We start from the raw sequence: 24,113 nt of genomic DNA, 5'->3' as shown, positions 1-24,113 counted from the left end.
TGTGTCTTTGCGCGACCGGCTGGAATACCTCGCCATCAACGGCAAAGGGCTAGCAAAGCTCATTCCCGATCTGTGGAAGTCCGGCATCATCGCACCGCAACTGGGTATCCCCGCGCTTGTGCACAGCCCTGGCATTTTCGCCCGCTATTGGCTAACCACCGCCCGTGAGATCGAACAAGCAGCCCTAGTGTCACCGGACCGCACCGCTCTTATCGACGACGACGGTGCCCTTAGCTACCGCGACCTGCAAACACAGAGCAAAAATTTCGCTCGGTACCTGCACCAGTTGCCCGTCGAGGAGATCCGCTTGGGCATCATGGCCCGCAATGGTCGCGGTATCGTCACCCCATTGATCTCCAAGGGATACGCGGGAGCGACGCTATTTTTGCTCAATATCGGTTCCTCGCCTGAACAGCTTGCCGGGTGCATCGAAGAAAATGACATCAACGTGCTTGTCATCGACAGTGAATTCGCTGACCGTCTGCCAGCAGCTGGTTCCACTGCCGCAGACGGCCTACACGTCGTCATCGCCCACGAAGGTGGTGAGGAGACAGGCGAGCACCCAGTATTATCTGAGATCGTTCACCGCCGCACCGATGTGAAACTGCCACGCTTTCCCAAGCACGGCAACATCGTGCTCATGTCATCCGGCACCACCGGAGTACCCAAGGGCATTGCCCGCCCGGAACCAAAGCTGCCCACGGTATTGACGACGATCCTGGACGCCATACCGTGGGAAGTTGGCCAAAACGTGCAGATGACTGCCTCGATCTTCCACACCTGGGGCTGGGCAATGCTCAATATCGCCTTTGCGCTGCGTTCGACTGTCATCACCCGCCGGATTTTCGACGCCGAAGCCTGCCTGAACGATATCCAGGAACACCGCTGTGAAGTGCTCATTTCCTCACCGGTGTTTTATAAGTCGATGGTTGCCCTCGACAACACCTGGGATTATGACGCCTCTTCGCTCAACGTCATCGCTTCCTCCGGCCACGCACTATCTCCACAGGTCGCGGCGGATACCATCAAGCGCTTCGGGCCTATCCTGGCCAATATTTACGGCTCCACAGAACTCACCTTGGCCAGCGCAGCCACTGCCCAGCAGATTGCGGAAGACGCGACTATCGGTGGTGCCGTCGCCAACGGCACATTGCTGAAGATCCTCGACGATAACGGCAAAGAACTACCGCGTGGTGAAGTTGGCAAAGTCTATCTGCGCAACGCGACCACAATGGTTGGTTATACCAACCCGAAGCACAAACTCGATCGCGTCGGCATGCTGCAGTCCATCGGAGACCTCGGCTATATCGACAGCAACGGCATGCTGCACGTTCTGGGTCGTGCCGACGAAATGATCATCGTTGGCGGCGAAAACGTCTACCCATCGTCGGTGGATAACGTGCTCGATACTATGCCGGGCATTGCTGATCACTATTCCAAGGGCGTCGACGACGACGAGACATTTAGCCGCATCGCGGCCTGGATCGTGAAAGATCCAGACGGGCCGGAAATTTCTGCCGACGATGTCCGCGAATGGGTGCGTACCCGGTTAGCGGAGCATTCCGTGCCACGCGACGTGCACTTCGTCGATGAATTGCCACGTAACGCGACCGGCAAAGTAATACCCCGCAAGCTGTCGGCTTAAAACCCGCTCGCTGCTAGTAACGGGGCGCCGCTGGTGATGATGGGCTTGCTAGCTAACTCCGCTAGCTAGAGGTTTCTGCTTGCTATAGCGGGCCCTGCCATCGCGGCCGCGGCCCGTACCAAGCTCACGCTGCGGAGCCACAGTGCAGTTTCCAGACTGCAATTTTCAGACTGTGATTCACAGTGTGCGTTTCACAATATAAGCCAGTTTTACACTGTCCTTTTACACTGTGACCTGATTTTAGGGTCTATCAATGGCATATTGTCACTCGCTAATCGGAATATTCACTTTCGCGGAAGACATCTGCAGTCACAAAAACACTGGTCAGACCACCAAGTTATTATCCCGGCACCAACACTGAAACAATACAAAACAACAGTGCAAAAACACCCTGAGAGCGCTAGACACTTTCACACTGTGACTGTACCCTTTACAGTGTGAAATGGGACGGTGCTGCTCGGTGTCGATGAAGGCACAAACTTCAGTGTCACTGGAATAAATGAGCCAGCAAAAATAATCAAGGCTGTGACAACCCAAACACGAAACAGCATCGACCCGGCACCACAAATTTTCTCAGACATTGTCCCTATCGATGGCAAAAACGTGGTAGCCATAACCGTAAATCCGCTATCACCTGAGCAGAAACCGGCCAGATACCGTGGCAAAGCATATCTGAGGCAAAGCGATGGCGATTATGAAATGAACGCGAACGATTTGCAGCTAATCCGGAATGCATCACTCATAGCAGCAAGAAGCCACGAAACAGATTCTGAACCGGTACCTGGCACTACTCGCGCTGATTTGAACAGTGAATTAACTTCACGATATATAGCAGAAGTTCGCCAGTATTCTCGGCGTTTGTCCCAGGTAGTTAATGATACGGATTTGCTACGTACCCTGAAAGTTATTCTTCCCGACGGTACATTAAGTGTTTCTGGCCTGTACGGGCTCGGATTTTTCCCACAAGCGGCCGAGCCGGCTTTACGAGTTACAGCCGCAGTGCGAATGCCAGAAGGATTTGGTGGACCACGAAACCGTAATATCGAAACTTTTGAGGGTGCTGTTCCAGATCTTTTGGAAGATGCAGTTGCGTGGGTAGCGCGCAATGCAGACACCATCGACGAATATCAAACCAGTGGACATATGAAAAACGTAGCGAATTTCCACTGTGCGCAATAAGAGAAACGATAGCCAATGCGTTGGTTCACCGCGATCTCAGCGCTGCCTCGTTAGGTGGTAGTAAAAGCGTAGAAATCCGATTAACTCGTGAACGTCTCATCATCACCAACCCAGGTGGGCTTCATGGACTCAGCATCGAACAATTAACAAGCCCAGACCTGGCAAAATCTGCAGTCAACCAACGTTTGTATGACCTCATGCGCCACGTCAAGACTTCAGACGGCAGCTCGGTGATCGAAGGGGAAGGTGGTGGCATCGCCGAAATCTTGCGAGCTTGCCGAGATAGCAATCTTACTCGTCCACAATTTTTCGATAACGGCGCACAATTCAAAGTAATTTTTCGTAGACAGCCTCGATTATCCGCGGAACAACGCCAGCACGCGCAAAAACTCGCAAATAACCAAGAACTCTCACTTATTCAAATGGAATTACTGCTTTCATTAGCACAAGGCGAGACTTGGTCAATAGGACAAATGCGGAAGCAATTTGCCCCACTCGGGCAGTCCGAAGCAGATGATCTTCTCACAGAACTAGGCTCACTCAAGCTAGCTTCCTACCAAGACGGGGTACTTCGTCCGCGAGATACTTCACACGAGACACCACGGGATAAAGGTACGCAGCAGCGTAGAACGTCAGATTTTTCATCAGTGCACGGCACGAATACCGCAGCTATCATCGCTCAGCTAAACCAGGTACCAATGAGATTTCCCGAGCTGGTAGAGGCAATACCAGAACTCAGTCCTGGCCAAATTCGGTATGCACTCAAACAACTACAAGCAGCCGGAATCGTGCTGATGGAACGTCGACAAGGACAGCGCTCTACGCGTTATCGTATAGATCGATCCACCAAAGGATAACCAAGCTGCACCCCATCAAGTGCATTAAGGGAAGCAGCCTGCTTGAAGGTTTCATTCTCCCATTTTTCTTTGTTCAAGAAACAAGCAAAATCGAATTCCTAGTCTCATGAGAACCGCAAAAGAAAGTAGAAATAGCCAGAAAGGAATAAGCTTATAGCCACACGCACTGACATTAATAAGATGAGATATGTATCCCACAAGGAATGCTAGCCCCAGCGATACCACTATGACCAGAGCTCTGAGAGATGGTCTCAAGTCGTCGAAGACGTATTTTCTTCGCTGGTCATTTGAGCCTTCGGTACGTGAAGTGAACCCAAAAAAATCGAGCACTTTCTGCACCTGCAACATCTCCCCCTTCACTGTCGATGCCACTGTATCAAAACTGTTATCAATCTCACAAAAATATTTCGGCTTTTGTTCCAGCCTTCGCATTATCGTCAATGGCCGCGCTTCCGCTGAAAGATGGAAAACTGATGTATTTGCGCCGATCCCCCATGCTACACAGATCAACAAAATCACTGCGGAATAAGAGTTGAAGTAGTGGAGCCATCTAAGGGAATCGAACCCTTGACCTGCTCTTTACGAGGGAGCTGCTCTACCGACTGAGCTAAGATGGCACGTTGCTTGTGTGGAATCGTGAAAGATTCCCGCATAGCGGGCTTCCTGCACAATCACAGCAACACTGGCATTCTAGCCGATAGTCGCCGTCAATGAAAAACGGCAGGACTAACACCGCCACACCAGCGAGGCTGCAACAGTTAGTGCACCCGGTATGCGCAGCGCAAACGCCCCACCAGCCCGTCGAAAGCAATCTGCGGCGAGACGTTAAAGCCTAAAAGCTCGCGGTAATGACTAATCGCATCCTGGCATTCCACCAGCCCCGCTTCATCCACATGCTCAGCCAACTCAGATGCCAGCGGCTGAAAATCCGGATGTGTCAGATCCACCTGTGCGCCCAGCTTTATCATCAGCGCGTCCCGGTAGATCCCAGCCAGATCCACCAAGGCAAGATCCAGCACATCCCGCAAACGCCGCGTTTGTCGTTTCTTCTGTTGCTTTTCCAACTCGCGTAAATCACCCGCACCACCCGCGACGGATTTCTGAGTACCTTTACCTTTCGCCCCCATACCCAAAGCATTGCGCAGGCGTTCTTTTTCCGCCTCATCCGCCTCGGCGTAGCTTTCCTTAGCTTCTTTTTCTACAGCTTTGACCAGCTGTCCGACGGCCTGGAAACCCCCGGATTCGTGAAAGATAGCTTCCGCGAGGTTGATTGCTTGCGCACGCCGCTGCTGGATCGCCGGGGTGTTGACCAACTTGCGGGCGCGGCCAACGTGACGCAACGAAGTATGCGCCGCCAACCGGGCATGGTTTTCGCTCGCGCCTTCGTCGACAAGCATCTGCACAATCGTGTCCACCGGTAACGCCGGCACGTACAAGTGGCGGCAGCGGGAACACAGCGTCTGCGGGAAATCCTCTGGGTCGGTCGACGGCGCACACAGAATGATCACGGTGTGCGCGGGCGGTTCCTCAATCGTCTTCAGTAGTGCATTGGCGGCACCGTCGGTCAGCCGGTCCGCGTCTTCGAAAATCACCACACGCCAGGCGCCAACCGTGGGACGCTTGGCAGCAGAAGAGACAACGTTATCGCGCACGAAATCCACACCGATGGATAATTCCTGGGGTACGACGTGGACAACATCGGTGTGCTTGCCCGTCATCGCTGTACGACAGGCTTGGCATTCACCACAGCCATAGGCGCCCGGGGTTTCACAGAGCAGCGCAGCAGCAAAGTTCAACGCTGTGGTGGAACGGCCCGCCCCCGGCGGACCGGTAAATAACCACGCGTGGGACATCGCATGGGTTTGGTCTTGCGCTTGGGCTCCAGCATGGGCGTGGGCATGGTCTCGGCCTTGTGATTGCGTCTGTGCTGATGCCTCGGCAAGCGCATTGTGTGTGCCGCCCCGCCGCTGAATCGCAGCGGTCTGCGCGGCTGCACGCGCAGCAGCCATGATGGTTTCCTGCACGCGGGGGTGGTCCCGCAGGCGGTCTGCGATGGTGACCGCAAATCCAGAATCTGTGCCGTTTGTGACAGATGTTGCAGGTGTTGCGGCTGCAGGTGTGTCGGCGGTTGCCGAAGCGGCTCGCATATAATTCACGCCACTAGTCTAGCCGGGCAGTCGACAGTTATTGTAGTTAGTTATGAACAGATTTCTGCGTGGCATCAAGTGGCTGTGGGGCACCTCATGGCCACTGTTTGCTACCGCAGTACTCGGCGCCAACATCACCGGCGCCATCGCGGTGATGCTGTTCGTGAGATTCTTCATCCCCATGCCGGAAATCGAGGATTTCACGCAAGCAACCCCCAACCTTTTGTCCATCAGCATCGCATATTTAGTATTCGCGATTCTCGTCGGCATGACTGCGACTTATTTGCTGTTCCGGCCCGTCCTAGATTGGCAGCGGCACCCAGAACAGCACGACCGGAATATGGTGCGTTACCTGGTGATGCGGATACCAGTCTACCAGGCTGGGGTGGCGGCATTTGTGTGGATCATCGGTATTTTGGTGGCCACGATCCTCGCTGGTAATTATGCGGCACGTTTGGGGCTAGTGGTCGCGGTGGCTACGTCCCTGACCGGAATGATCACCATCCTGATCACCTACCTCCAAGCTGAGCGCCTGGTGCGCCCGGTTGCAGCCGAAGCCCTCGCCCGCCGTTTCGAAGATTCCACCCTGGAACCCCCCATTAAGGTGCGGCTGTTAACCACCTGGGTGATGACCACCGGCGTGCCGATTCTAGGTATTGTGCTGCTGCTCTTCGCCCACCAGGCGGATTATTTCACTGATAACGCAGCCGATTTGATCCCGCCTGTACTGCTCATGGCGGCCACCGGCATCGTCACCGGCCTGACCGGCACCATGTTCGCGATGATGAGTGTGATCGACCCGATCAAAGAACTACAAGACGCCATCAACCGCGTGCGCCGTGGCGAATCCAATGTGGCTGTCGATATTTACGACGGATCCGAGATGGGCGTGCTGCAAGCTGGTTTCAACGAAATGATGAAAGGCCTGCGCGAGCGTGAGCGTGTGCGCGATATTTTCGGCCGCTATGTGGGCACGGAAGTTGCTACCAAGGCCTTGGAGGAACGGCCAGAGCTCGGTGGAGAAGATCGCGAAGTCGCGGTGTTGTTCGTCGACGTGATCGGCTCAACGACGTTTGCCGTGAGCCACACCCCGGAAGAAGTCGTCGATGAGCTCAACCAGTTTTTCGAGCGCGTCGTCGAATGTGTGCACCGCAACCGGGGAATCATCAACAAATTTCAAGGCGATGCCGCGCTCGCTGTGTTCGGTGCGCCACTGCAGCTCACGGACGCGAATTCGCTTGCCCTGCAGGCCGCCCGCGAACTGCGCGAAGAGCTGAAAGGCCTGGAACTACACGCAGGAATCGGCGTGGCCGCCGGACACGTCGTCGCCGGGCACATCGGTGGTTCGGACCGTTTCGAATACACCGTCATCGGCGACGCCGTAAACCAGGCCGCCCGCCTGACCGAATTGGCCAAAGATACCCCCGGCCAAATTCTCACCAACGCCGCCACCCTGCGCGGAGCCAACGAAGTAGAACAAGCCCGCTGGACATTCCTGAAATCCATCGAGCTGCGCGGGCGAGGCGAAATGACACAACTGGCTCGTCCTGTACGTGCGACGTTGGCGGATCGTTCCTAGCGGTACTTGTCGGGGTTGTGCTTGTCGGGATTGTACTTGCCGACGCCGCTCCCGCCGACGCCGCTGCCCTTTACGGTTGACCGTCTCGGTTAATCGTGGTTTTGCTAACCTACCTTTAGCGCTTGGATGGCGCCGAAATACTCAACTCTGAAGTACCCACGCTGGGAGCCTTTATGCAGAATCAGCCTGCACCACACCCGCAAACAAGTACCCCACCGCCGGAAAACCCGGCACCGCAGAACCCGCCATCGCCTACCCCACGCATGATCGCCCCTGATTTTGCCCGCGGTATCGCGTTGCTCGGCATCGCACTGGCAAACATACAAACGGCATGGATCATCGATAACCCAAGCCAGCAGGCTCAGCACGCCACACCGTCGTATTTCGGCGGCTACGTGGACGGATCGCTCGTGGATGCCATCGGCACGATTTTTTCTGCGATGTTTGTGCACGTGCGTGGTCTACCCATGTTTTCCACACTGCTCGGCTTCGGCATCGGTTTGATCACCATCAGCTTGTGGAAGAAGTCCTTCCCCCTTCCCCGCGCCCGGCACATTATTCTCCGTCGGTACTTCTTCCTCGCTCTATTCGGTCTAGCCCACATCGTGTTCTTGTTTTTCGGCGACATCATGTTCTCTTACGGCATCATGGGATTAATCGTCGCGACGATGTTGTCACTGCGTAACAAGACTTTAGGTTGGATCATCGGCGTATTATTCGCGCTCAACGCACTGGCAGGCGGTCTTGCTGTGGTGGCCAGCATTGAGTCACCGTTATTCGATGATGCGGGCCCGTTCTCCGGTGGGTTGTGGGCAAATACCGAGCCAACCGCGCATTACGGCGAATATGTGCTCGATAACCTGGTTGTGGCGGTACTCGCACCGTTTGCAGCAATTTTCGTCGCGTTCACGCTGCTTCCGGTAATTCTGTTGGGCTTTGTGTGGGCACGCCGTGGTGTGCTTGCCGACGTCGACGCGCATCGAAAAGAATTAGTGGTGTGGGCAGTAATCGCTGCACTGATTTGCTTCGGCATTGGCCTGCCGTGGGGGCTGGCAGAACTGGGAATTGTCAACCCGGATATGGCCACCCCGCTGATGACGGCAAATACTTTCTTTGGCATCTTCACCGGCCCGGGCATCCTTGCTGCTATTGCATTGGGATGCAACGGTGTACAAAAACACTATGCAGCAACCCAGCATGTGCCATTTCTATTGCGCCCATTCATCGCCCTGGGTAAGCACTCGATGTCGGGCTATGTCGCGCAATCAGTGTTCTTCGTGGTCCTGGTGCTGCCATTCACGTTGAACTTGGTAGAAGGCCAAACAGTCACCGGGTTGATCGTCATTGCCTTCGCGGTCTGGTTGGCCACCCTGCTGCTGGCCTGGCTGTGGGAGGCATTGGGGTGGAACGGCCCCTTGGAAATCGTGCACCGGCGTCTCGGCTACGGGCCAGGCTCGCGTCCGCGCTTGGAGTCTCAGCAGCAACAGCGCGCACGCTTAGCGGCTGAAACTCCGAGCCCGTAGCGCTTAGCTCCGCCGCGAACCCGCCTTCACCACATTTTTCGTTCCTGGTGAAGGCTTTTTCGTGGTCTTTTTAGCCGTTTTCTTCACAGCCTTCTTCGCAGCTTTTTTGGTCGTTTTCTTGGCCGTCGTTTTCTTGGCTGTAGTCTTTTTCGCCGCTGTCTTCTTTGCAGCTTTCTTGGTGGTCTTCTTGCCCACTTCACCAGCGGCTTCTTTGGCGCGGCGCTCAGAAAGCAGCTCATTCGCCCGCGCATCCGTCATCGCTTCAGGCTTATCGCCCTTCCGCAACGACGCATTGGTTTCGCCGTCGGTGACGTATGGACCGAAACGGCCGTCTTTCACCGTCATCGGTTTTCCGGAAACGTCGTTATCGCCGAGCTTCTTCAACGGTGGCTGCGCAGCAGCACGCCCGCGTCGCTTCGGCTCAGCATAAATTCGGCGCGCCTCATCCAAATCAATAGAGAAAATCTGCTCTTCATCGGCCAACGAGCGCGAATCCGAGCCCTTCTTCAAGTACGGACCGTAACGACCGTTTTGCGCGGTGATCATTTCTCCGTCTGCCGGATCCACGCCCACCTCGCGCGGCAACGACAACAAACGCAGTGCTTCTTCCAACGTGACCGATGCAGGCTCCATCGACTGGAATAACGACGCCGTCGCTGGCTTCAGCTTGGCTTCCACCAACTCGGTAATGCGCTTGTCTTTTTGCTTCTCCGCGGTTTTGCTGTCCCAGTTTTTCGCGCGTTTTCCTTCTTCTTTGCGCTGCGCGTCCTCGGCAGCGCGTTCTTCGCGGATGATCTCTTCTGCCTCAGCGGCAGCTTTTTCTTGCTCGTCGTCACGCACTTGTTCGGTGACATACGGGCCGAAGCGGCCTTCTTTGGCGACAATCATCCGACCATTGTCCGGGTTTTCGCCCAGCTCGCGGCCACCCTGTGGGGTGGCGAATAGCTTTTCTGCCATCTGCAGATTCAGCTCATCCGGGGTCGTCGATTCCGACAGGTTCGCGCGCTGATACTCCGGCTCACCATCGGCATCCGTTCCGATGCGGCGCTCCAGATACGGTCCATACCGGCCGACGCGCACGACAACAGCGCGGCCTTCCTCATCGTCGAAAAGGTGCAACGAATTCACCGCACGCGCATCAATCTTTTCCAGGTTAACGTCGATCAACGATTTCAGCCCGCCATGGCGAGCGATGGATTCTGCGGTGTTTTTGTCGTCCTCGCTGTCGGCTTCATTCCCGAAGTAGAAATCAGTCAACCACTCCGTGCGGTCTTGCTCGCCAGTTGCAATCTGGTCGAGCTCATCTTCCATCGACGAGGTGAAGTCGTAGTCCACCAGTGGGGCAAAATTGTTTTCCAGCAAGCCGACCACTGCGAAAGCCACCCACGACGGCACCAGCGCATTTCCGCGGGCGTGTACGTAACCACGGTCTTTGATGGTTTTGATGATCGAGGCATACGTTGACGGGCGGCCAATGCCTTGTTCTTCCATCTTTTTCACCAACGACGCTTCCGTGTAGCGCGCTGGTGGGTTCGTGGAGTGGCCCTCTGCGCTGAGCTTGTCGACGGACAGCCCATCGCCCTTATCCAGCTGCGGCAGACGCTTTTCGCTGCTGTCAGCAGAATCATCATCGTAGGCCCGCAGGAACCCGGGGAAGGTGATGGTACGTCCATTAGCCTGTAATTCGGCCTGTTCACCGGTGGTGGCCGTACCCGCCATGGTGACCTTCATGGACGTCCCCTTGGCGTCGGCCATCTGTGAGGCGATCGTGCGCTTCCAAATCAGCTCGTAGAGCTTGAATTCCTCAGTATCCAGCTGATTGTGCAGCGCACCAGGGGTTGCGAAAGACTCACCAGCTGGGCGGATCGCCTCGTGGGCTTCCTGTGAATTTTTCACTTTGCGGTCATAACGACGCGGCGCATCCGCCACGAAATCGCTGCCATACAACTCCGTGGCCTGGTTCCGGGCGGCAGACAACCCCTGCTGCGACAGCGAGGTCGAGTCGGTACGCATATAGGTGATGTGACCGTTTTCGTAGAGCCGCTGCGCGATACGCATGGTGCGCTCAGAGCTATAGTGCAGCTTGCGGCCGGCTTCTTGCTGCAGCGTGGAGGTCATAAACGGCGCGTACGGGCGGCGAGTATACGGCTTGTGTTCAACGGCGGTGACGGTGAGTTGTGCTTGCTGCAGGCCGTCGGCAAGCCGGTTGGCCTGTTGCTTGTCGACGACGGTGGCCGAACCTTTCAGCTGCCCACGATCATCAAAATCACGTCCCTGCGCCACACGTAGCCCGTCGATGGTGGCCAGGCGGGCTGTAAACGTCGCGGGGTTTTCGGCAGAGTCTGCCGCACCGGTATTCAGGGTGGCAGAAAGATCCCAATAATCCGCGGAGATAAACGCCATGCGCTCGCGCTCGCGCTCGACGATCACGCGGGTGGCCACGGATTGCACACGGCCTGCCGACAGCCGTGGCATGACCTTTTTCCACAGCACCGGCGAGACCTCATAGCCGTATAGGCGGTCCAGGATACGGCGGGTTTCTTGTGCATCGATGAGGTCTTCGTCTAGCTCGCGGGTGTTATTCGCGGCTTCCAAGATGGCAGATTTGGTGATCTCGTTGAAGACCATTCGGCGCACCGGAACTTTTGGTTTCAACACTTCTAACAGGTGCCAGGCGATGGCTTCACCTTCACGGTCCGGGTCTGTGGCCAGATACAGCTCGGAGCAATCCTTGAGCTTAGCTCTTAGGTCCGTGACCTTTTTCTTTTTATCCGGGCTGACTACGTACAACGCGCCAAAGCCGTTGTCGGTATCCACGCCCAGCCGTGCCCACGGCTCTTTTTTATATTTCGCGGGAACGTCAGCGGCTCCGCGTGGCAGATCGCGAATATGCCCCACGGAGGCTTCGACCACGTAGTCATTGCCCAGGTAGGGTTGGATTTTTTTCGCCTTGGTTTGCGACTCGACGATAACGAGCGTCTTGCCTGCCACGGGATCACGTCTCTTTCGTGCTTATTTAGCGTGCGGAGTACTAATGCGCTACTTCATTTACACAGTAATATATGGTGCTTCTGCACTAAAGCAAAAACCCAGCATGCCGTGTGGCAATGCTGGGTGAATGTTTTCGCTTAATGGCAGCTCAGATAAGCGGCCAGCAAAATTGTTACAGGTTGACCGTATTACAGGCCAACAACCTGCTGCGCCTGTGGGCCCTTGGCGCCTTCGCCGATTTCGAATTCCACCTGCTGGTTTTCTTCCAGGCTACGGAAACCGTTGCCCTGGATCTCGGAGTAGTGCACGAAGACATCCTTCGAGCCATCTTCCGGAGCGATGAAGCCGAAACCTTTTTCAGCGTTAAACCATTTAACGGTTCCTTTTGCCATGTTAAAACCTTTTCTTTTGGCGACGGATCTGCAAAGTGTCCGCGAATCTAACCTTGCTGCGAGCACTTCTCGAACTAACCTAGAAACCGCGTTCGTTGCTTAGTCTCGCACGATTTGGCCGCAGAAGATACTCTTACGCAATATATTCAGTAAAATCGGGTTATCCACACCCATAAAGGGGTAGAAATGGGCAGTATTAGCCAGCCGGATGCGGCTTTTGGCCAAGAACTCCTCGATGAACTCACCACCGCCTTCCCCAATTCCACCCTGACACACCACCGAGTAATCCCGGCGCGCGCTGCCCGCCATGGAGCTTGGCCGGATTGGGTCAGCCCGCGATTGCGCGCGGCACTCGAAGAGCGCGGCATCACACAATTATTCAGCCACCAGGCAGAAGCCGCCGAGGCAATCCACGCTGGGCGTAATACTGTGATCGCCACGGGCACCTCGTCTGGAAAATCCTTGGGCTACCAGTTACCCGTGTTGTCTCAACTCGGCGCAAACCACACTGCCTGCGCCTTATATCTCACCCCGACGAAGGCGCTCGGCTCGGATCAATTGTTGTCGGTGGAACGATTGCTGCGGGCTGTAGATGCTGCTGACTTCGACTGTGCTGCGGCAGATAATGACGTGCCTGATTCTGCAGCACTGCCGCACATATCGACGATCGCCCCAGCGCCGTATGACGGCGACACCCCTACCGAATCCCGATCTGGAATTCGAGAATCCTCGCGGTTTATTTTCTCCAACCCGGATATGGTGCACGCTTCCTTGCTGGGTGCACACCAACGCTGGGCGCGGGTGCTGCGGCATTTGGAGTTCATCATCATCGACGAATGCCACACCTACCGTGGGGTCTTTGGCTCACACGTTTCCCTAGTGTTGCGCCGCCTGCTGCGGTTGTGCGCGCATTATGGTTCGGATCCGACAATCATTTGCGCTTCTGCGACCGCCGCAGACCCGGTCGCCCATGCCCAGCGACTCACCGGGCGCGCTATGCATGGCATCACCGACGATGGCTCCCCGCAGGGTGCACGCACCGTCGGCCTGTGGGAGCCGGGTTTTCGCGACGATATCGAAGGCCACAATGGCGCTCCTGTCCGCAGGGCGGCAGCAACGGAAGCCGCCGCGATCATGGCGCATCTGGTTGCTGCGGGTGCGCGCACACTCACTTTCGTCCGGTCTCGCAGGCAAGCAGAAACCACCGCACTACGCTGTGCAGAAGAACTCAGTTCCCGAGGCCGCATGGATTTCGCTGCCCGTATTGCGTCCTATCGTGCGGGCTATTTGGCTGAGGATCGCAGAAAATTAGAACGCGATCTGGACAACGGCACGCTGTTGGGCGTTGCCACAACATCCGCGCTTGAGCTCGGCATCGACGTCGGCGGTCTTGATGCCGTCGTCGGAGCCGGATTCCCGGGCACGGTGGCCTCATTTTGGCAGCAGGCAGGCCGGGCAGGCCGACGTGGACAAGGCTCTGTGGTGGTGCTGGTCGCCCGTGATGATCCGATGGATACCTACCTTGTACACCATCCCCCTGCGCTGCTGGAGCGCCCTATTGAAGCCAGCGTGTTTAACCCCGCGAATCCGTATGTCCTCGAGGGCCATATTTACTGTGCTGCGGTGGAAAAACCTCTCACCTCCTTCGATATTGAACAGTGGCAGGCCCACGACGTCGTAGAGCGGTTGACCGAAAATGGTTTTTTGCGTGCCCGGGAACAAGGATGGTTTGCTGCCCCCTTGCCGGACGGCCCGCTGCGTCCAGACACCGCCCACGCTGCTGTGGATATTCGCGGTGGTTCTGGCCAGCAAGTCATGATCGTGGATTCCTCCGATGGTCGTTTGCTCGGCACCGTGGATTCCGCGCGTGCTGCCAGTCAGCTGCACCCTGGAGCAGTGTATTTGCACCAAGGCGAAAGTTTTCTGATCGACGATCTCGATTTCGACGACTACATCGCTGTGGCCCGCCCAGCGCAACCGGACTATTCCACCCAGGCACTGTCTGATACCCAAATCAGGATCCTGGCAGGCCCACCCGCAGATCACATGCGGCAACTCTCGCCTGATGTGTCGGTGGCATTGCTGGATGTGGAAGTCATCGACCAGGTGACCGGGTTCATGGTGCGGCTTCCCGACGGTTCCGTGGCGGAACAGGTACCGCTGGATCTTCCCCGGCAGCACCTATTTACCCAGGCGGCAGCCTATACCATCAGCCCGCGTGCGCTGGCTGCTGCAGGAATAGACCAAGCCGATATTCCGGGCAGTTTGCACGCCGCCGAGCACGCTGCAATTGGGCTATTGCCGCTGTTGGCCACGTGTGACCGCTGGGATATTGGCGGGGTTTCTACCGCATTGCATGTAGATACGCAGTTGCCGACGGTGTTTGTGTATGACGGCTACCCAGGCGGGGCTGGCTTTGCCGAGGAAGGTTTTCGCCGTTTCCGCGACTGGATTGCTGCGACCTTGCAGGCGGTATCGTCCTGCGGTTGTGCTAGTGGTTGTCCATCGTGCGTGCAATCACCGAAGTGCGGCAATGGCAATGAGCCGCTCAATAAAACAGGAGCGATCAAGGTGTTGAACGCATTACTAGTATCGCTGGATGCAAGCACGGCTGAGCAAGCAGGTGCACCTGAGTAAGCAGGTGCGGCACAGTAGCGAGCCGCGCCGCACCCAACCCCACTCAAGCCCGACTAAAAGCTGTTAAAGCGGCCCGGCGCGCGCTCGTGCCGATGCACTAGTGACAGATATCCCAGCGGTGACCTCCACCAATACGTCGTGGTTATCGGTCCGGCACGAATCCACGGCGGCATGGTTGGCTTCGGCAATCTCCCGCGCGACCGGGCACGGCGGCTTTCCGCGGGCGAAGGCTTCTGCTCCAGCGACCGCTGCCATATCTGCTGCGAGTTGCCCTTGATGCCGCGCCACCACGTGGCTGGCTACCCCAATCAGAGACAGGGATACAGCCACGATGGCGACGATGATCCCGGCTGCTGCCACGGTCGCATAACCGTCATCGTTGGCCTCATTAACGAGGCGTTGCAGACGCTGCTTATGACCGCTATTGCTGGTGGGCTTCATCGTGTCTCCACGGGATAGACGGCGCTAGCACTGCGGGTTCCAAAAACCGCGGGAACTTCCGCGGTCACGGTCACCAGACCAGCAGCTTCCTGCACGCTGATCTCTGCACTGTTCGGTGATTGGTAGTCCACGCCGATAGCGTGCGCCCGGGCGGCGGCACTTGCTTCATCAATGGCGGAGATATGCGCGCTGACCGTGGCGATCGCTCCGATTATCAGCGAAGTGACAATGATCAACGCAGCCAGTGCGAATGCAGCTTCGATCGTGACCGAACCACGCTCGTCGCGAAGCCGTCGCAACGGCCTAAGCTGAAGCAGCTGCCCACGGCGTGAGTGCTGCGGAAAGCGCGCACTATTAGGACGGGGTATCGGACAGCGCATCGGTGATAATCGACTCGATAGCATCAGTTACTCCCCCACTGCTGACCACTAGATAGAGCGCGGCCGCCAGCGCTGCGGCAGCCAGTGATCCCATGGCGTATTCAATGGTGCTCATTCCGGAGTCGTCGGCAAGCAACTGAAGTCCGGGCTTTTTCGACTGCGCGCCACGTTCCGCTTGGCGTGGCCGGGACTGGTTCGCTTTTGGGTTGTGCGTCCCTGACTTCGTGAGCACAAGATTTGCTGGTTGATCGGATTGAGACGATTGGAATGGTGTAGTCATGATGACTCCTTTTCATTAAGGTGGAAGTTCTTCATTTTGTGCGTCTGCGCACCACATTTCCGGTGTTATCCCGCTGAAGTGGCAAGCAGGTCGGTTGCCAGACTGATCACCACTGGGGCCAGGCCCAGCACGATGAACGCTGGCAAAAAGCACACCGCGAGTGGCAAAGCGATAAGCACCCCCGCACGTTCTGCGGCTGCTCGTGCATGATCTGTGGCATCTGCACGCACACTGACCGCTAGCTCACGACACCGTGGCGCGATACGTGCTCCGGACTGCCGGGCTGATTCGATAATTGTGGCCAGCTCCGCAAAGCCGTCATGGGTGCGCATCTCGCGAAAAGCTTCGCGCTCTGCAATACCGACAGCTTCTAATTGGCTTACTTTTCGCCACACCGTGGCCGTATCACTGGCTGCAGCTTCTGCAACGACACTGGTCGCAGTATGCAGCCCAAGACCGGACTCCATGCAGGCGGCGAATAGTTCGATATCAGCAGCGATGTGCAATGGGTGCGGTGCTTGTGGCGGCTCTCGCGGGTTGTTCGTCGTGTTTGTCGCCGCAGCCAACCTGCCTACGGTCGGGGCCGCCGGAATACAGAGCGCCCCTGCAAGCAGAACCATCCCGAGCGCCAGCATCATGTGCCCGGTCATGGCATATCACCTACTGCTTTGCTGGTAATTCTGCGCGACCACACGAAACCTGCGCACGACAAGCCGACACCGCATACGAGGGCGATCCCGCCAAGCTGTGTCGTGAGCAAGAAACTGATCGGTGCCGCGCCCATCGCAATCCCCATGGCGATCCCGACTAGTGGCAGGCACGTCAAGATCACTGCGGTTGCTTGTGGGCCTTGCAAGCTGGCTTCGGTGGCACTGCGGTGTCTGCTGACCCCAGTGATGCTGCGATGTACGGATTCTAATAACCCGGCCAGCGCGATACCGTGGCGTCCGGCTGCTGACCACAACACTGCCAACCGTTGCAGCTGCGGTAACTCCACAGAGCTGTGCTGGGTGAATGCATAGGCCGGGCTGTGGCCAAATCTGGCTTGCGCCGCTGCAGATTCTGCAATGGTGCGCACCCGCGGCGGAGTATCGTCGGGCAGGTGCTCCGCAGCGGTTTCGACGGCATGAAAATGATGCGCACCGGAATCAATATCTGCTGCTAGTTGACCAATATAGGCTCCCAGCGCCTTGGTATCGGCCATGATCCTGCGTCGCCGCACTACTTGTCGCACGCTTATCACTACCGTTGCCGCAGCGATGGCTCCGGCAACCGCGAGTGCGAAGGTACCCACCGCCATGAGTACGGTGACCACCAGAAACACCACCGTAATTGTGAGTACAAATTCTTTGGGGACAAGTGCTTGCTGTGGTTTCCCGATGCGTGCCCGCGCTGCTACCGGTGAGATAACAATTGCCAGGGCCAGGCACATCACTGCCGCACTCATCATGCTGACACCTCGGCGGAGGTTTCAGCTTGCCCAAATTCCCAGACCGTTGTAATTCGCAACGGATTTGCCTGTAGCTGCCCAATCTGGGCGAGCCTGCGGGTTCCATCTGCCCCGCGCTGCATCACCAATACCACTTCCACAGCAGCAGTAAGTTGTGCGTGCAGCGCCGTGCGTTCCAAACCACCCAAAGCACCGAGAGCTTCCAGGCGCGCCGGAACTTCTGTGAGACGGTTTGCATGCAAGGTTCCTCCGCCTCCGTCATGTCCGGTGTTCAGTGCCGCCAGAAGATCCACGACTTCCGCACCGCGAATCTCTCCCACGATGATGCGGTCTGGACGCATGCGCAAAGCCTGTTTCAACAAATCAGAAATACTGATAGCCCCACCGCCCTCGCTGTTGGCGCCGCGCGCAGTCAGGTTGACCACGTGTGGGTGATTCGGGGTGAGTTCCGGGGTGTCTTCGATACAGACCAACCGCTGTCCTGGATCAATTTCGCTGAGCAAAGCCGAAAGCAGCGTGGTTTTCCCGCTTCCGGTTCCGCCCACGATAAGAAAGGATCGCCGTTGCGCGATCAGATCACGCAAGAAACGTCGTGAATAATCATCGAGGCTGCCGCGCTGATGCAACGAATCCAGGCTTGCGGAGTGTGATCGCAAAACCCGCAGGCTAATGCACGTTCCTTGTTGCGCTGGTGGGCTTAATACTGCGTGAAATCGCAGTGCAATATCTTCTTCGCGACGAATTCTGCCATCCACGCACGGTTGCGCATCATCCAGTCGCCTGCCACACAGACTCGCCAGTCGCACTGCTAATCGGCGGACTTCTTCATCATCACGAAATTGGATTCCTGCTGCTTCTAGCCCTTCCCCGCGGTCAAAGAACACGGAATCTGGGCCATTAACCACAATGTCGGTGATCCCCGATAGGGACAGCAGCGGTTCTAAAACACCGATTCCGACGGTGTCATTTTTCAATTTTCGCAGGATTTCGAGTACGTCGAAATCACTAATCACCCCAGATTCTTCGCGTATCACGCGGGCCAATTGGGGCGGATCGTCGACAAGACTGGGCTGTGCCGCAACCCGACGTTGGATGGTTTCTACAATGTGTTCTGCAACTGACATGTTTGTCGCTTTCTCTGGGCAGGTGGTTAGATCTCGTTCGGGCTATTGCATCTATTGCGCATCTACTGTGTTCCAGCCGTATTCTGCGAGCACGGCATAAGCAGCTATGGATAACGGCTTTGGTATACGTTCAGGTAAACCACCACTTTCAGTCATTTTCGTCAGCCGTTTGATAGTCCCGATTTCTGCGATGACATCACTGCGCACGAGGTCTTCGATTTCCTCGATGCTTAGGGCAGACCACTGCCGATGCCGAACCACCACACTGTGCGGTATCTGTCGGGTAAAAAGCTGTGTGCTGATGTGCGCGGCCCGTGCCGCACAGCGCAATTCCGCGGGGCACACCACCACTGCTGCATCTATCGACCGTGGAATCTGAAAAGGATTAGCATCAACGACCGACAATCCAGGTTCGTTGTGGAGCGCAGACAGTACGGATTCAATTTCTTCATGGTTGCGGAAACTTTCTGTTCCCTCATGGGTGCGTCGTTCTGTCAACACTGCGATACCGTCATCGGTGCTGGGTAAACAGGAACGAAGATCGCTGGCATTGATGTGGCCTTCACCCAAATTCAGATCTGGCCACCGCAAACCGTCATGTTTTTCTATTCCCAGCAGTAAATCCAAGCCACCGGAATAATCCACGGCGTCGATCAATGTCACGGCACCAGCATTGTTGTGCGCCGCAACCCGCGAAATCGCAGCCGCCACCGTCGACGCACCCGTGCCTCCACCCGCAGCGATCACCGCAATGGTTAAGTGCGGATCACTGCGAGACGACAACTGCCTAGTTGGGCTTGTCGAATAGGCTGACCTGGCGGGTCTAGCCGGATGCGTTGGGTTTTTCGACCGAGGGTGCTGCGGTATCTGTCGATCGCCGCCCTGCTGGGCGCAGTGGTTCAGGCCTTGCTGCGCGTGCGTACCCAGCGCTGCCAGAATCTCTTTATTCTGCGCAGGAATGACAAAACCGGCGTGTGCCGCGCAGGCCTGAACTAGCTGTTCATCAACCGGTCCGGGATCCAGACAGACCAGGTACGCGGGGCTAGTTAATCGTGGCGGACCGCCAGAAGTCGTCGACAAGACTTCCGCGTGTTCGGAGTCGAGAAATAGCGCTTCGGCTCGTGCGCCCAACCGATAAATATCGCGTTCATCGCTGGCCATAAGCACACGGTGTCCAATAGCGGCGGCGATGTGGGTTGCCTCTGTCCGCAAAGTGGGATCTGCTATGGCGAGGACAATAGAAGGATCTTGCGTGTTCATGTCCTCCAGCCAAGCTGGAACAACACTGCTGTTCAACGGCACGCCCAGAGTCTGTGGAGAACTCAAAGATTTTGTTGCGACATCACCTATTTAGCTGTGGACAAACCTGCCGTTTCTGCCGACTTTCACAGTTTTTTCTACTGAAGCCGCCAACTATGTAACAACTCGACACATCGGAGGGATAACCCAGCTAAGATGGCTCACACAACAGGAGATATCAACAAACAACAAGCAACAACACGAGTCACAAGAGCACCGTCAATCACATCACGAGCAGCAATCAACGCTGCACCAACCACAGACTTCTTACGGCAGGTCCCTATGCATGATCCCCACAGCACCGCCGACCAGTCCCAGCAACAACAGCCACTCCCACAGCCACAACCAGCATCCTCAGCGTTTCCGCAACAATCACCACAGGCATCCTCGCACCCAAACCCACATCCACAACCACAACGCGGGCGGGTGGCAGCGTTTTTTGACCTGGACAAAACCATTATCGCTACCTCATCGGCCTTCGCCTACGGGCGCGAATTCCTCCACAACGGGCTTATCACCCCACAGGACGCGCTGAGCTTGTCTCTGGCCAAAGCCAGCTATATGTTTGCTGGCCAATCCAGCGCGCAGATGGATTCCACCCGCGACCAGCTCACCTCCATGATCACCGGCTGGTCTGAAAAACAAGTGCGCGATATCGTGCACGAGACCATGCATACTGTGCTCACCCCAGCGATCTATAGCGAGGCCCGGGAACTCATCCAGGCTCACCAGGAAGCTGGCCACGAAGTCATCATCATCTCGGCGTCGGCACGCCAGCTCGTCGAACCAATCGCCAAAGAACTCGGCATCACGGAGGTTATCAGCACCGAACTGGAGATTGTCGACGGCGCGTTCACCGGAACCGTCGAATTCTATTGCAAAGGCGGTGCCAAGGCCGACGCCATCACCGCGCTTGTCGACGAACGCGGCTACGACCTCAAGCACAGTTATGCCTACTCGGACTCTGCCACCGACGCTCCGATGCTGGAACTGGTCGGCTATCCAGTAGCGGTCAACCCGGATCGCGCACTAAAAAAGATCGCGCTGGAACGTAGCTGGGAAATCCGCAGCTTTAAAGATCCCGCGCCACTTTTCCAACTACCCGGCGCGAAAGAAATCGGTATCGGAGCAGGTGTACTCGCCGGCATCGTCGCACTGGTAACCGCAGGAACGCTGCTGACTAAATTCTATGCCCACGATAAACCCGCTAAACCAGATAAACCAGCGAAAACAGCATCAGAATCGTCGACACGCGCGCCCGCCATCCCCATGCCCAAAGGGCTAGACTGGAGATTTCTGGATTGCTGGTTCAAAAAGTCCAGCGCCTAAACTCCACGGGCAAACCGCAACGACGTACAATTAATAAACAAGACTCGATTTCTGCGAATATTCTGCGAAAAGCAAGGGAAGGTATAGCGTGAGCAAGCAAGGACTTTTCACCGATGGCGCCGACGATTTTAACCCAAAGGTAGATTCCATCCCCTTAAGCGATGCTGACACCGCCAAACCAGGCGAGACTTCCATCGGCGATTTAGTTTCTAATGCCACCACGCAGATCTCTAGCCTGGTTCGCGCAGAAATTGAACTTGCCAAAACCGAGCTGGCAGGCGAAGCGAAAAAAGGCGCTGTCGGCGGCGGAATGTTTGCCGTAGCCGGCACCGTTGCTTTGTACAGCTCGTTTTTCCTGTTCTTCTTCCTGGCTGAACTTCTCGCCCACTTGTGGCTGCAGCGCTGGGCTGCATTCCTCATCGTCTTCCTCGTGATGCTGGTCATCGCCGCAGTCGTCGCACTGGTTGGCGTGAAGAAGGTAAAGAAGATTCAAGCACCGAAAGCCACCATTGAATCTGTGGGTGAGCTGAAGAAGCTCCGCCCAGGTTCTGCCAGCAAGTCGCTGGAGGGCCCATCGGGAATGTACACCTAACCATCCCCCTCACCCGCTATGCCACCACCCCAGGCAGGACCGCCTGGGGTACAGTGTGGGCATGCCCAAACGTTCCGCTAATCTTTCACCATCCATCGTCGAATTGGATGGCCCGTTCCAGCACGGACACGTTCACACCCACGGCCTCCGTTTGCACACCGTCAGCGCCGGTTCCAGTACCGACCCTCTGATCGTGCTGTTGCACGGGGCCTTTAGTGGTTGGTTTGAATACCGCCACATCATCGCGGAGCTTGCCGATGCCGGTTTCCGTGTCGTCGCAGTCGACCTGCGCGGTTATGGCATGTCGGATCATCCGCCGGTTTCCGCAGGGCAAGATATCCGTAGCGATTCCGGCCAAATTTCCGGGCTGATTTCTGCGCTCGGCTACAAATCGGCTTATCTTATTGGCTACGACATCGGCGGCGCGCTTGGTTGGGCGCTCGCCAGCAAATCCCCGGAACGAGTTCGCGGGTTCATCGCAGTCGCTAGCCCGCACCCTGTGGATTTGCGCAAAACTGTACAAAGCCGCCCCTGGAATTTCCTGTGGATCTTACTCCGCGCCGCCATCATGCGGCTGCCGTCGTTTGTCTATCTTCCGTTCCCGCGGCGCTTCGAATGGCTTTACCGGCGCAATTTACACAGCGAGACCACGCCAGATTTTAGTGCTTCCCACGCTTTTGCCGACGAACTTGCCCTGCGCATTCAAGCGTCCAAAATTGGACGTACCCGTGCTGTCGCTCTACAGCACAATCGGCAGCTATTAAGCTTCGCCCCCGGCAGCTGGCTGGACCGGCCGGTATCTGTTCCGGTGACGATGATTCACGCGGACCAGAGTTTGTGGAAACAGCTCACCGTACGTAGTGCTCGTCGTATGCGTGCGCCGTGGAAATCTCTGACCATGCAGGGCGCGAAGAATATGCCACACGTTGAACGCCCGCAGGCATTCGTACGCACCGTAGTCCAACAGATAAGCGAGTGGAAAACCACTGAACTGACCGGTATCCCTGGCACTAATCAGCGCTAATCAGCGATCATCAGCACTAGCCTGGGGCGACTAGCACGCACGGAAATTACCGTGCAACGCAAGCTCCGGTGTCTACCGGGACGGTCAACGCGCCAAGCACACCGATTTGCTGGCGCACCTCATCAGCAGTTAATGCATACCCGGTGTCCGAGTTATCTACCGCGGCACCGAAGACCATACCTATCACACGACCGTCGGCAGTCGTGACCGGACCACCGGAATTACCCTGCTGGATATTGCCACGCAGGGTATAAACTTCACGATCTACCTTGCCTTGGGCATAAATATCGGGCCCGGAAATGCGAATCTGATCGCGCACCCGGGCCGGCGAGGCATTAAACGGTCCAGACTGCGGAAAGCCCATGACGACGGCGTCGTCACCACTCAGCGCCGGCTGCTCCGCCCACGGCAACGCTGGTAGCCCGAGATCCGGAACATGCAGCACTGCGATATCAATATCCGGGTTATAATAAACAACTTCGGCCTCACGCACGCCCACCACGGTATCGGCGCGCACGCTGTGAGTACCGGCAACGACGTGGGCATTAGTGAGAATATAGTCTTGTTGCGCCACAAAACCGGTGCCCATCAGCCGCCTGCGGCACTGATCAGATTCTCCCATCACGTGGATCACCGACGGGCGGGCATCATGCACCATTTGTTCGTTATCCACGTTGATGCGTGGGGCTTCCACTTGGTGGTTTTCCTGGTGCCGTTCAAACGGGGAGACTATCGGCGGCAACCCGGATTCATTAAGCATCGCAGAGATCTGCGCTGGAAGATGTTCGGCTCGATCGGGAACCAGCGAGTTCATCGTCGACAGCACCGCGGAGCTGCGTAGCATCTGACTAAACGCACCCGTGGTACCTGTGACCAATGGGATAGACACGAGCCAGATCAAAATTGATACGGCCACGGCTTGGGCAACGGAACCAATCGCAGAATCTACTGTCTGCACCGATTTCAGGCGTAAGCTTTCCCGTACTTTGAGCCCGAGGGAAACCCCCACCAGGTGTCCAATTGCAGCACTGATGAGCAAACTTCCGATCGCGAGCACGAAACGGGCCAGCGTATTTTCGGTCAGGCCCATCAACAGTGGCGCGATTGCGCCACCGATGATCAAACCGGAGATCACGCCAATGAAAGACAGGGTGGATGCGATCGCACCTTGTCGCCAGCCGATCCCAATGCTGGTCAGAATGACCAAAATGAGGATGAGATCAACGAAAATTGATTCTGTCACG

At 56.6% G+C, this 24,113-nt stretch carries 20 protein-coding genes and 1 tRNA gene; 9 read left to right on the top strand and 12 right to left on the bottom strand.

What is annotated here, in order from left to right; translation table 11 throughout:
• Position 1 precedes the first annotated feature (1 nt).
• The 3 genes from QP888_RS02585 to QP888_RS02575 all read left to right on the top strand — a co-directional run bounded on the left by QP888_RS02585 (position 2) and on the right by QP888_RS02575 (position 3,681).
• On the top strand, positions 2-1,645 hold the full coding sequence (locus QP888_RS02585; protein WP_284811991.1) for an AMP-binding protein: 1,644 nt from the start codon (positions 2-4) through the stop codon (positions 1,643-1,645).
• Positions 1,646-2,095: 450 nt separating this feature from the next.
• Positions 2,096-2,824: an AlbA family DNA-binding domain-containing protein gene (locus tag QP888_RS02580; protein WP_284811990.1), complete on the top strand. Its 729-nt coding sequence runs from the start codon at positions 2,096-2,098 to the stop codon at positions 2,822-2,824.
• 20 nt (positions 2,825-2,844) lie between these two features.
• Positions 2,845-3,681: an ATP-binding protein gene (locus QP888_RS02575; RefSeq protein WP_284811989.1), complete on the top strand. Its 837-nt coding sequence runs from the start codon at positions 2,845-2,847 to the stop codon at positions 3,679-3,681.
• 541 nt (positions 3,682-4,222) lie between these two features.
• On the opposite strand, the gene QP888_RS02570 is transcribed toward QP888_RS02575, so the two are convergent.
• Together QP888_RS02570 and QP888_RS02565 are read right to left on the bottom strand one after the other, a co-directional pair.
• Positions 4,223-4,298: transfer RNA gene (locus QP888_RS02570), tRNA-Thr, on the bottom strand.
• A 141-nt stretch (positions 4,299-4,439) separates the two neighbouring features.
• On the bottom strand, positions 4,440-5,828 hold the full coding sequence (locus tag QP888_RS02565) for a DNA polymerase III subunit delta' (RefSeq protein WP_350338220.1): 1,389 nt from the start codon (positions 5,826-5,828) through the stop codon (positions 4,440-4,442).
• A gap of 52 nt (positions 5,829-5,880) precedes the next feature.
• Between QP888_RS02565 and QP888_RS02560 the strand changes: the two genes are divergently transcribed.
• Together QP888_RS02560 and QP888_RS02555 are read left to right on the top strand one after the other, a co-directional pair.
• On the top strand, positions 5,881-7,407 hold the full coding sequence (locus QP888_RS02560; RefSeq protein ID WP_284811987.1) for an adenylate/guanylate cyclase domain-containing protein: 1,527 nt from the start codon (positions 5,881-5,883) through the stop codon (positions 7,405-7,407).
• A 173-nt stretch (positions 7,408-7,580) separates the two neighbouring features.
• A complete protein-coding gene (locus QP888_RS02555; protein WP_284811986.1) occupies positions 7,581-8,930 on the top strand; it encodes a DUF418 domain-containing protein in 1,350 nt (449 codons plus the stop codon).
• A 3-nt stretch (positions 8,931-8,933) separates the two neighbouring features.
• On the opposite strand, the gene topA is transcribed toward QP888_RS02555, so the two are convergent.
• Positions 8,934-11,921: a type I DNA topoisomerase gene (gene topA, locus QP888_RS02550; protein ID WP_284811985.1), complete on the bottom strand. Its 2,988-nt coding sequence runs from the start codon at positions 11,919-11,921 to the stop codon at positions 8,934-8,936.
• A 188-nt stretch (positions 11,922-12,109) separates the two neighbouring features.
• Entirely contained in the window at positions 12,110-12,313 is a 204-nt protein-coding gene (locus QP888_RS02545; RefSeq protein ID WP_018121109.1) for a cold-shock protein, read from the bottom strand.
• Between the two features lie 186 nt (positions 12,314-12,499).
• Between QP888_RS02545 and QP888_RS02540 the strand changes: the two genes are divergently transcribed.
• Positions 12,500-14,950, top strand: coding sequence for a DEAD/DEAH box helicase (locus tag QP888_RS02540; RefSeq protein ID WP_284811984.1), 2,451 nt, complete (start codon positions 12,500-12,502; stop codon positions 14,948-14,950).
• A gap of 63 nt (positions 14,951-15,013) precedes the next feature.
• Here QP888_RS02540 and QP888_RS02535 read toward each other — a convergent pair whose 3' ends face one another.
• The 7 genes from QP888_RS02535 to QP888_RS02505 form a co-directional block, all read right to left on the bottom strand.
• Positions 15,014-15,391, bottom strand: a complete 378-nt coding sequence (locus QP888_RS02535; protein WP_284811983.1) for an Rv3654c family TadE-like protein — start codon at positions 15,389-15,391, stop codon at positions 15,014-15,016.
• Positions 15,388-15,690 carry a hypothetical protein gene (locus tag QP888_RS02530; RefSeq protein ID WP_284811982.1) on the bottom strand — a complete coding sequence of 101 codons (303 nt, stop codon included), beginning with the start codon at positions 15,688-15,690 and terminating at the stop codon, positions 15,388-15,390. Before QP888_RS02530 ends, QP888_RS02535 begins: the two co-directional genes overlap by 4 nt.
• Positions 15,691-15,745: 55 nt before the next feature.
• Positions 15,746-15,907, bottom strand: coding sequence for a DUF4244 domain-containing protein (locus QP888_RS02525; RefSeq protein WP_284812155.1), 162 nt, complete (start codon positions 15,905-15,907; stop codon positions 15,746-15,748).
• Positions 15,908-16,116: 209 nt separating this feature from the next.
• Positions 16,117-16,701, bottom strand: a complete 585-nt coding sequence (locus tag QP888_RS02520; RefSeq protein ID WP_284811981.1) for a type II secretion system F family protein — start codon at positions 16,699-16,701, stop codon at positions 16,117-16,119.
• Positions 16,698-17,501, bottom strand: coding sequence for a type II secretion system F family protein (locus QP888_RS02515; protein WP_284811980.1), 804 nt, complete (start codon positions 17,499-17,501; stop codon positions 16,698-16,700). Before QP888_RS02515 ends, QP888_RS02520 begins: the two co-directional genes overlap by 4 nt.
• The gene (locus QP888_RS02510; RefSeq protein WP_284811979.1) at positions 17,498-18,625 is read right to left on the bottom strand and encodes a TadA family conjugal transfer-associated ATPase; all 1,128 of its coding nucleotides are present in this window, start codon (positions 18,623-18,625) and stop codon (positions 17,498-17,500) included. The genes QP888_RS02515 and QP888_RS02510 overlap by 4 nt, the downstream gene beginning before the upstream one ends.
• Before the next feature lie 51 nt (positions 18,626-18,676).
• A complete protein-coding gene (locus QP888_RS02505; protein ID WP_284811978.1) occupies positions 18,677-19,885 on the bottom strand; it encodes a CpaE-like family protein in 1,209 nt (402 codons plus the stop codon).
• Positions 19,886-20,206: 321 nt separating this feature from the next.
• On the opposite strand from QP888_RS02505, the gene QP888_RS02500 reads away from it, so the two are divergent.
• From QP888_RS02500 to QP888_RS02490, 3 genes are all read left to right on the top strand, one after another.
• On the top strand, positions 20,207-21,253 hold the full coding sequence (locus tag QP888_RS02500; protein ID WP_284812154.1) for an HAD family hydrolase: 1,047 nt from the start codon (positions 20,207-20,209) through the stop codon (positions 21,251-21,253).
• An 88-nt stretch (positions 21,254-21,341) separates the two neighbouring features.
• A complete protein-coding gene (locus tag QP888_RS02495; protein ID WP_284811977.1) occupies positions 21,342-21,845 on the top strand; it encodes a phage holin family protein in 504 nt (167 codons plus the stop codon).
• 61 nt (positions 21,846-21,906) lie between these two features.
• Positions 21,907-22,869 carry an alpha/beta fold hydrolase gene (locus tag QP888_RS02490; RefSeq protein ID WP_284811976.1) on the top strand — a complete coding sequence of 321 codons (963 nt, stop codon included), beginning with the start codon at positions 21,907-21,909 and terminating at the stop codon, positions 22,867-22,869.
• 46 nt (positions 22,870-22,915) lie between these two features.
• On the opposite strand, the gene QP888_RS02485 is transcribed toward QP888_RS02490, so the two are convergent.
• Positions 22,916-24,112: a MarP family serine protease gene (locus QP888_RS02485; protein ID WP_284811975.1), complete on the bottom strand. Its 1,197-nt coding sequence runs from the start codon at positions 24,110-24,112 to the stop codon at positions 22,916-22,918.
• Position 24,113: the final 1 nt, after the last annotated feature.

Origin of the sequence: Corynebacterium sp. MSK297, from assembly GCF_030232885.1 — a bacterium.
Lineage (GTDB): Bacteria > Actinomycetota > Actinomycetes > Mycobacteriales > Mycobacteriaceae > Corynebacterium.
This window is presented reverse-complemented; position numbering and strand designations above follow the sequence as displayed.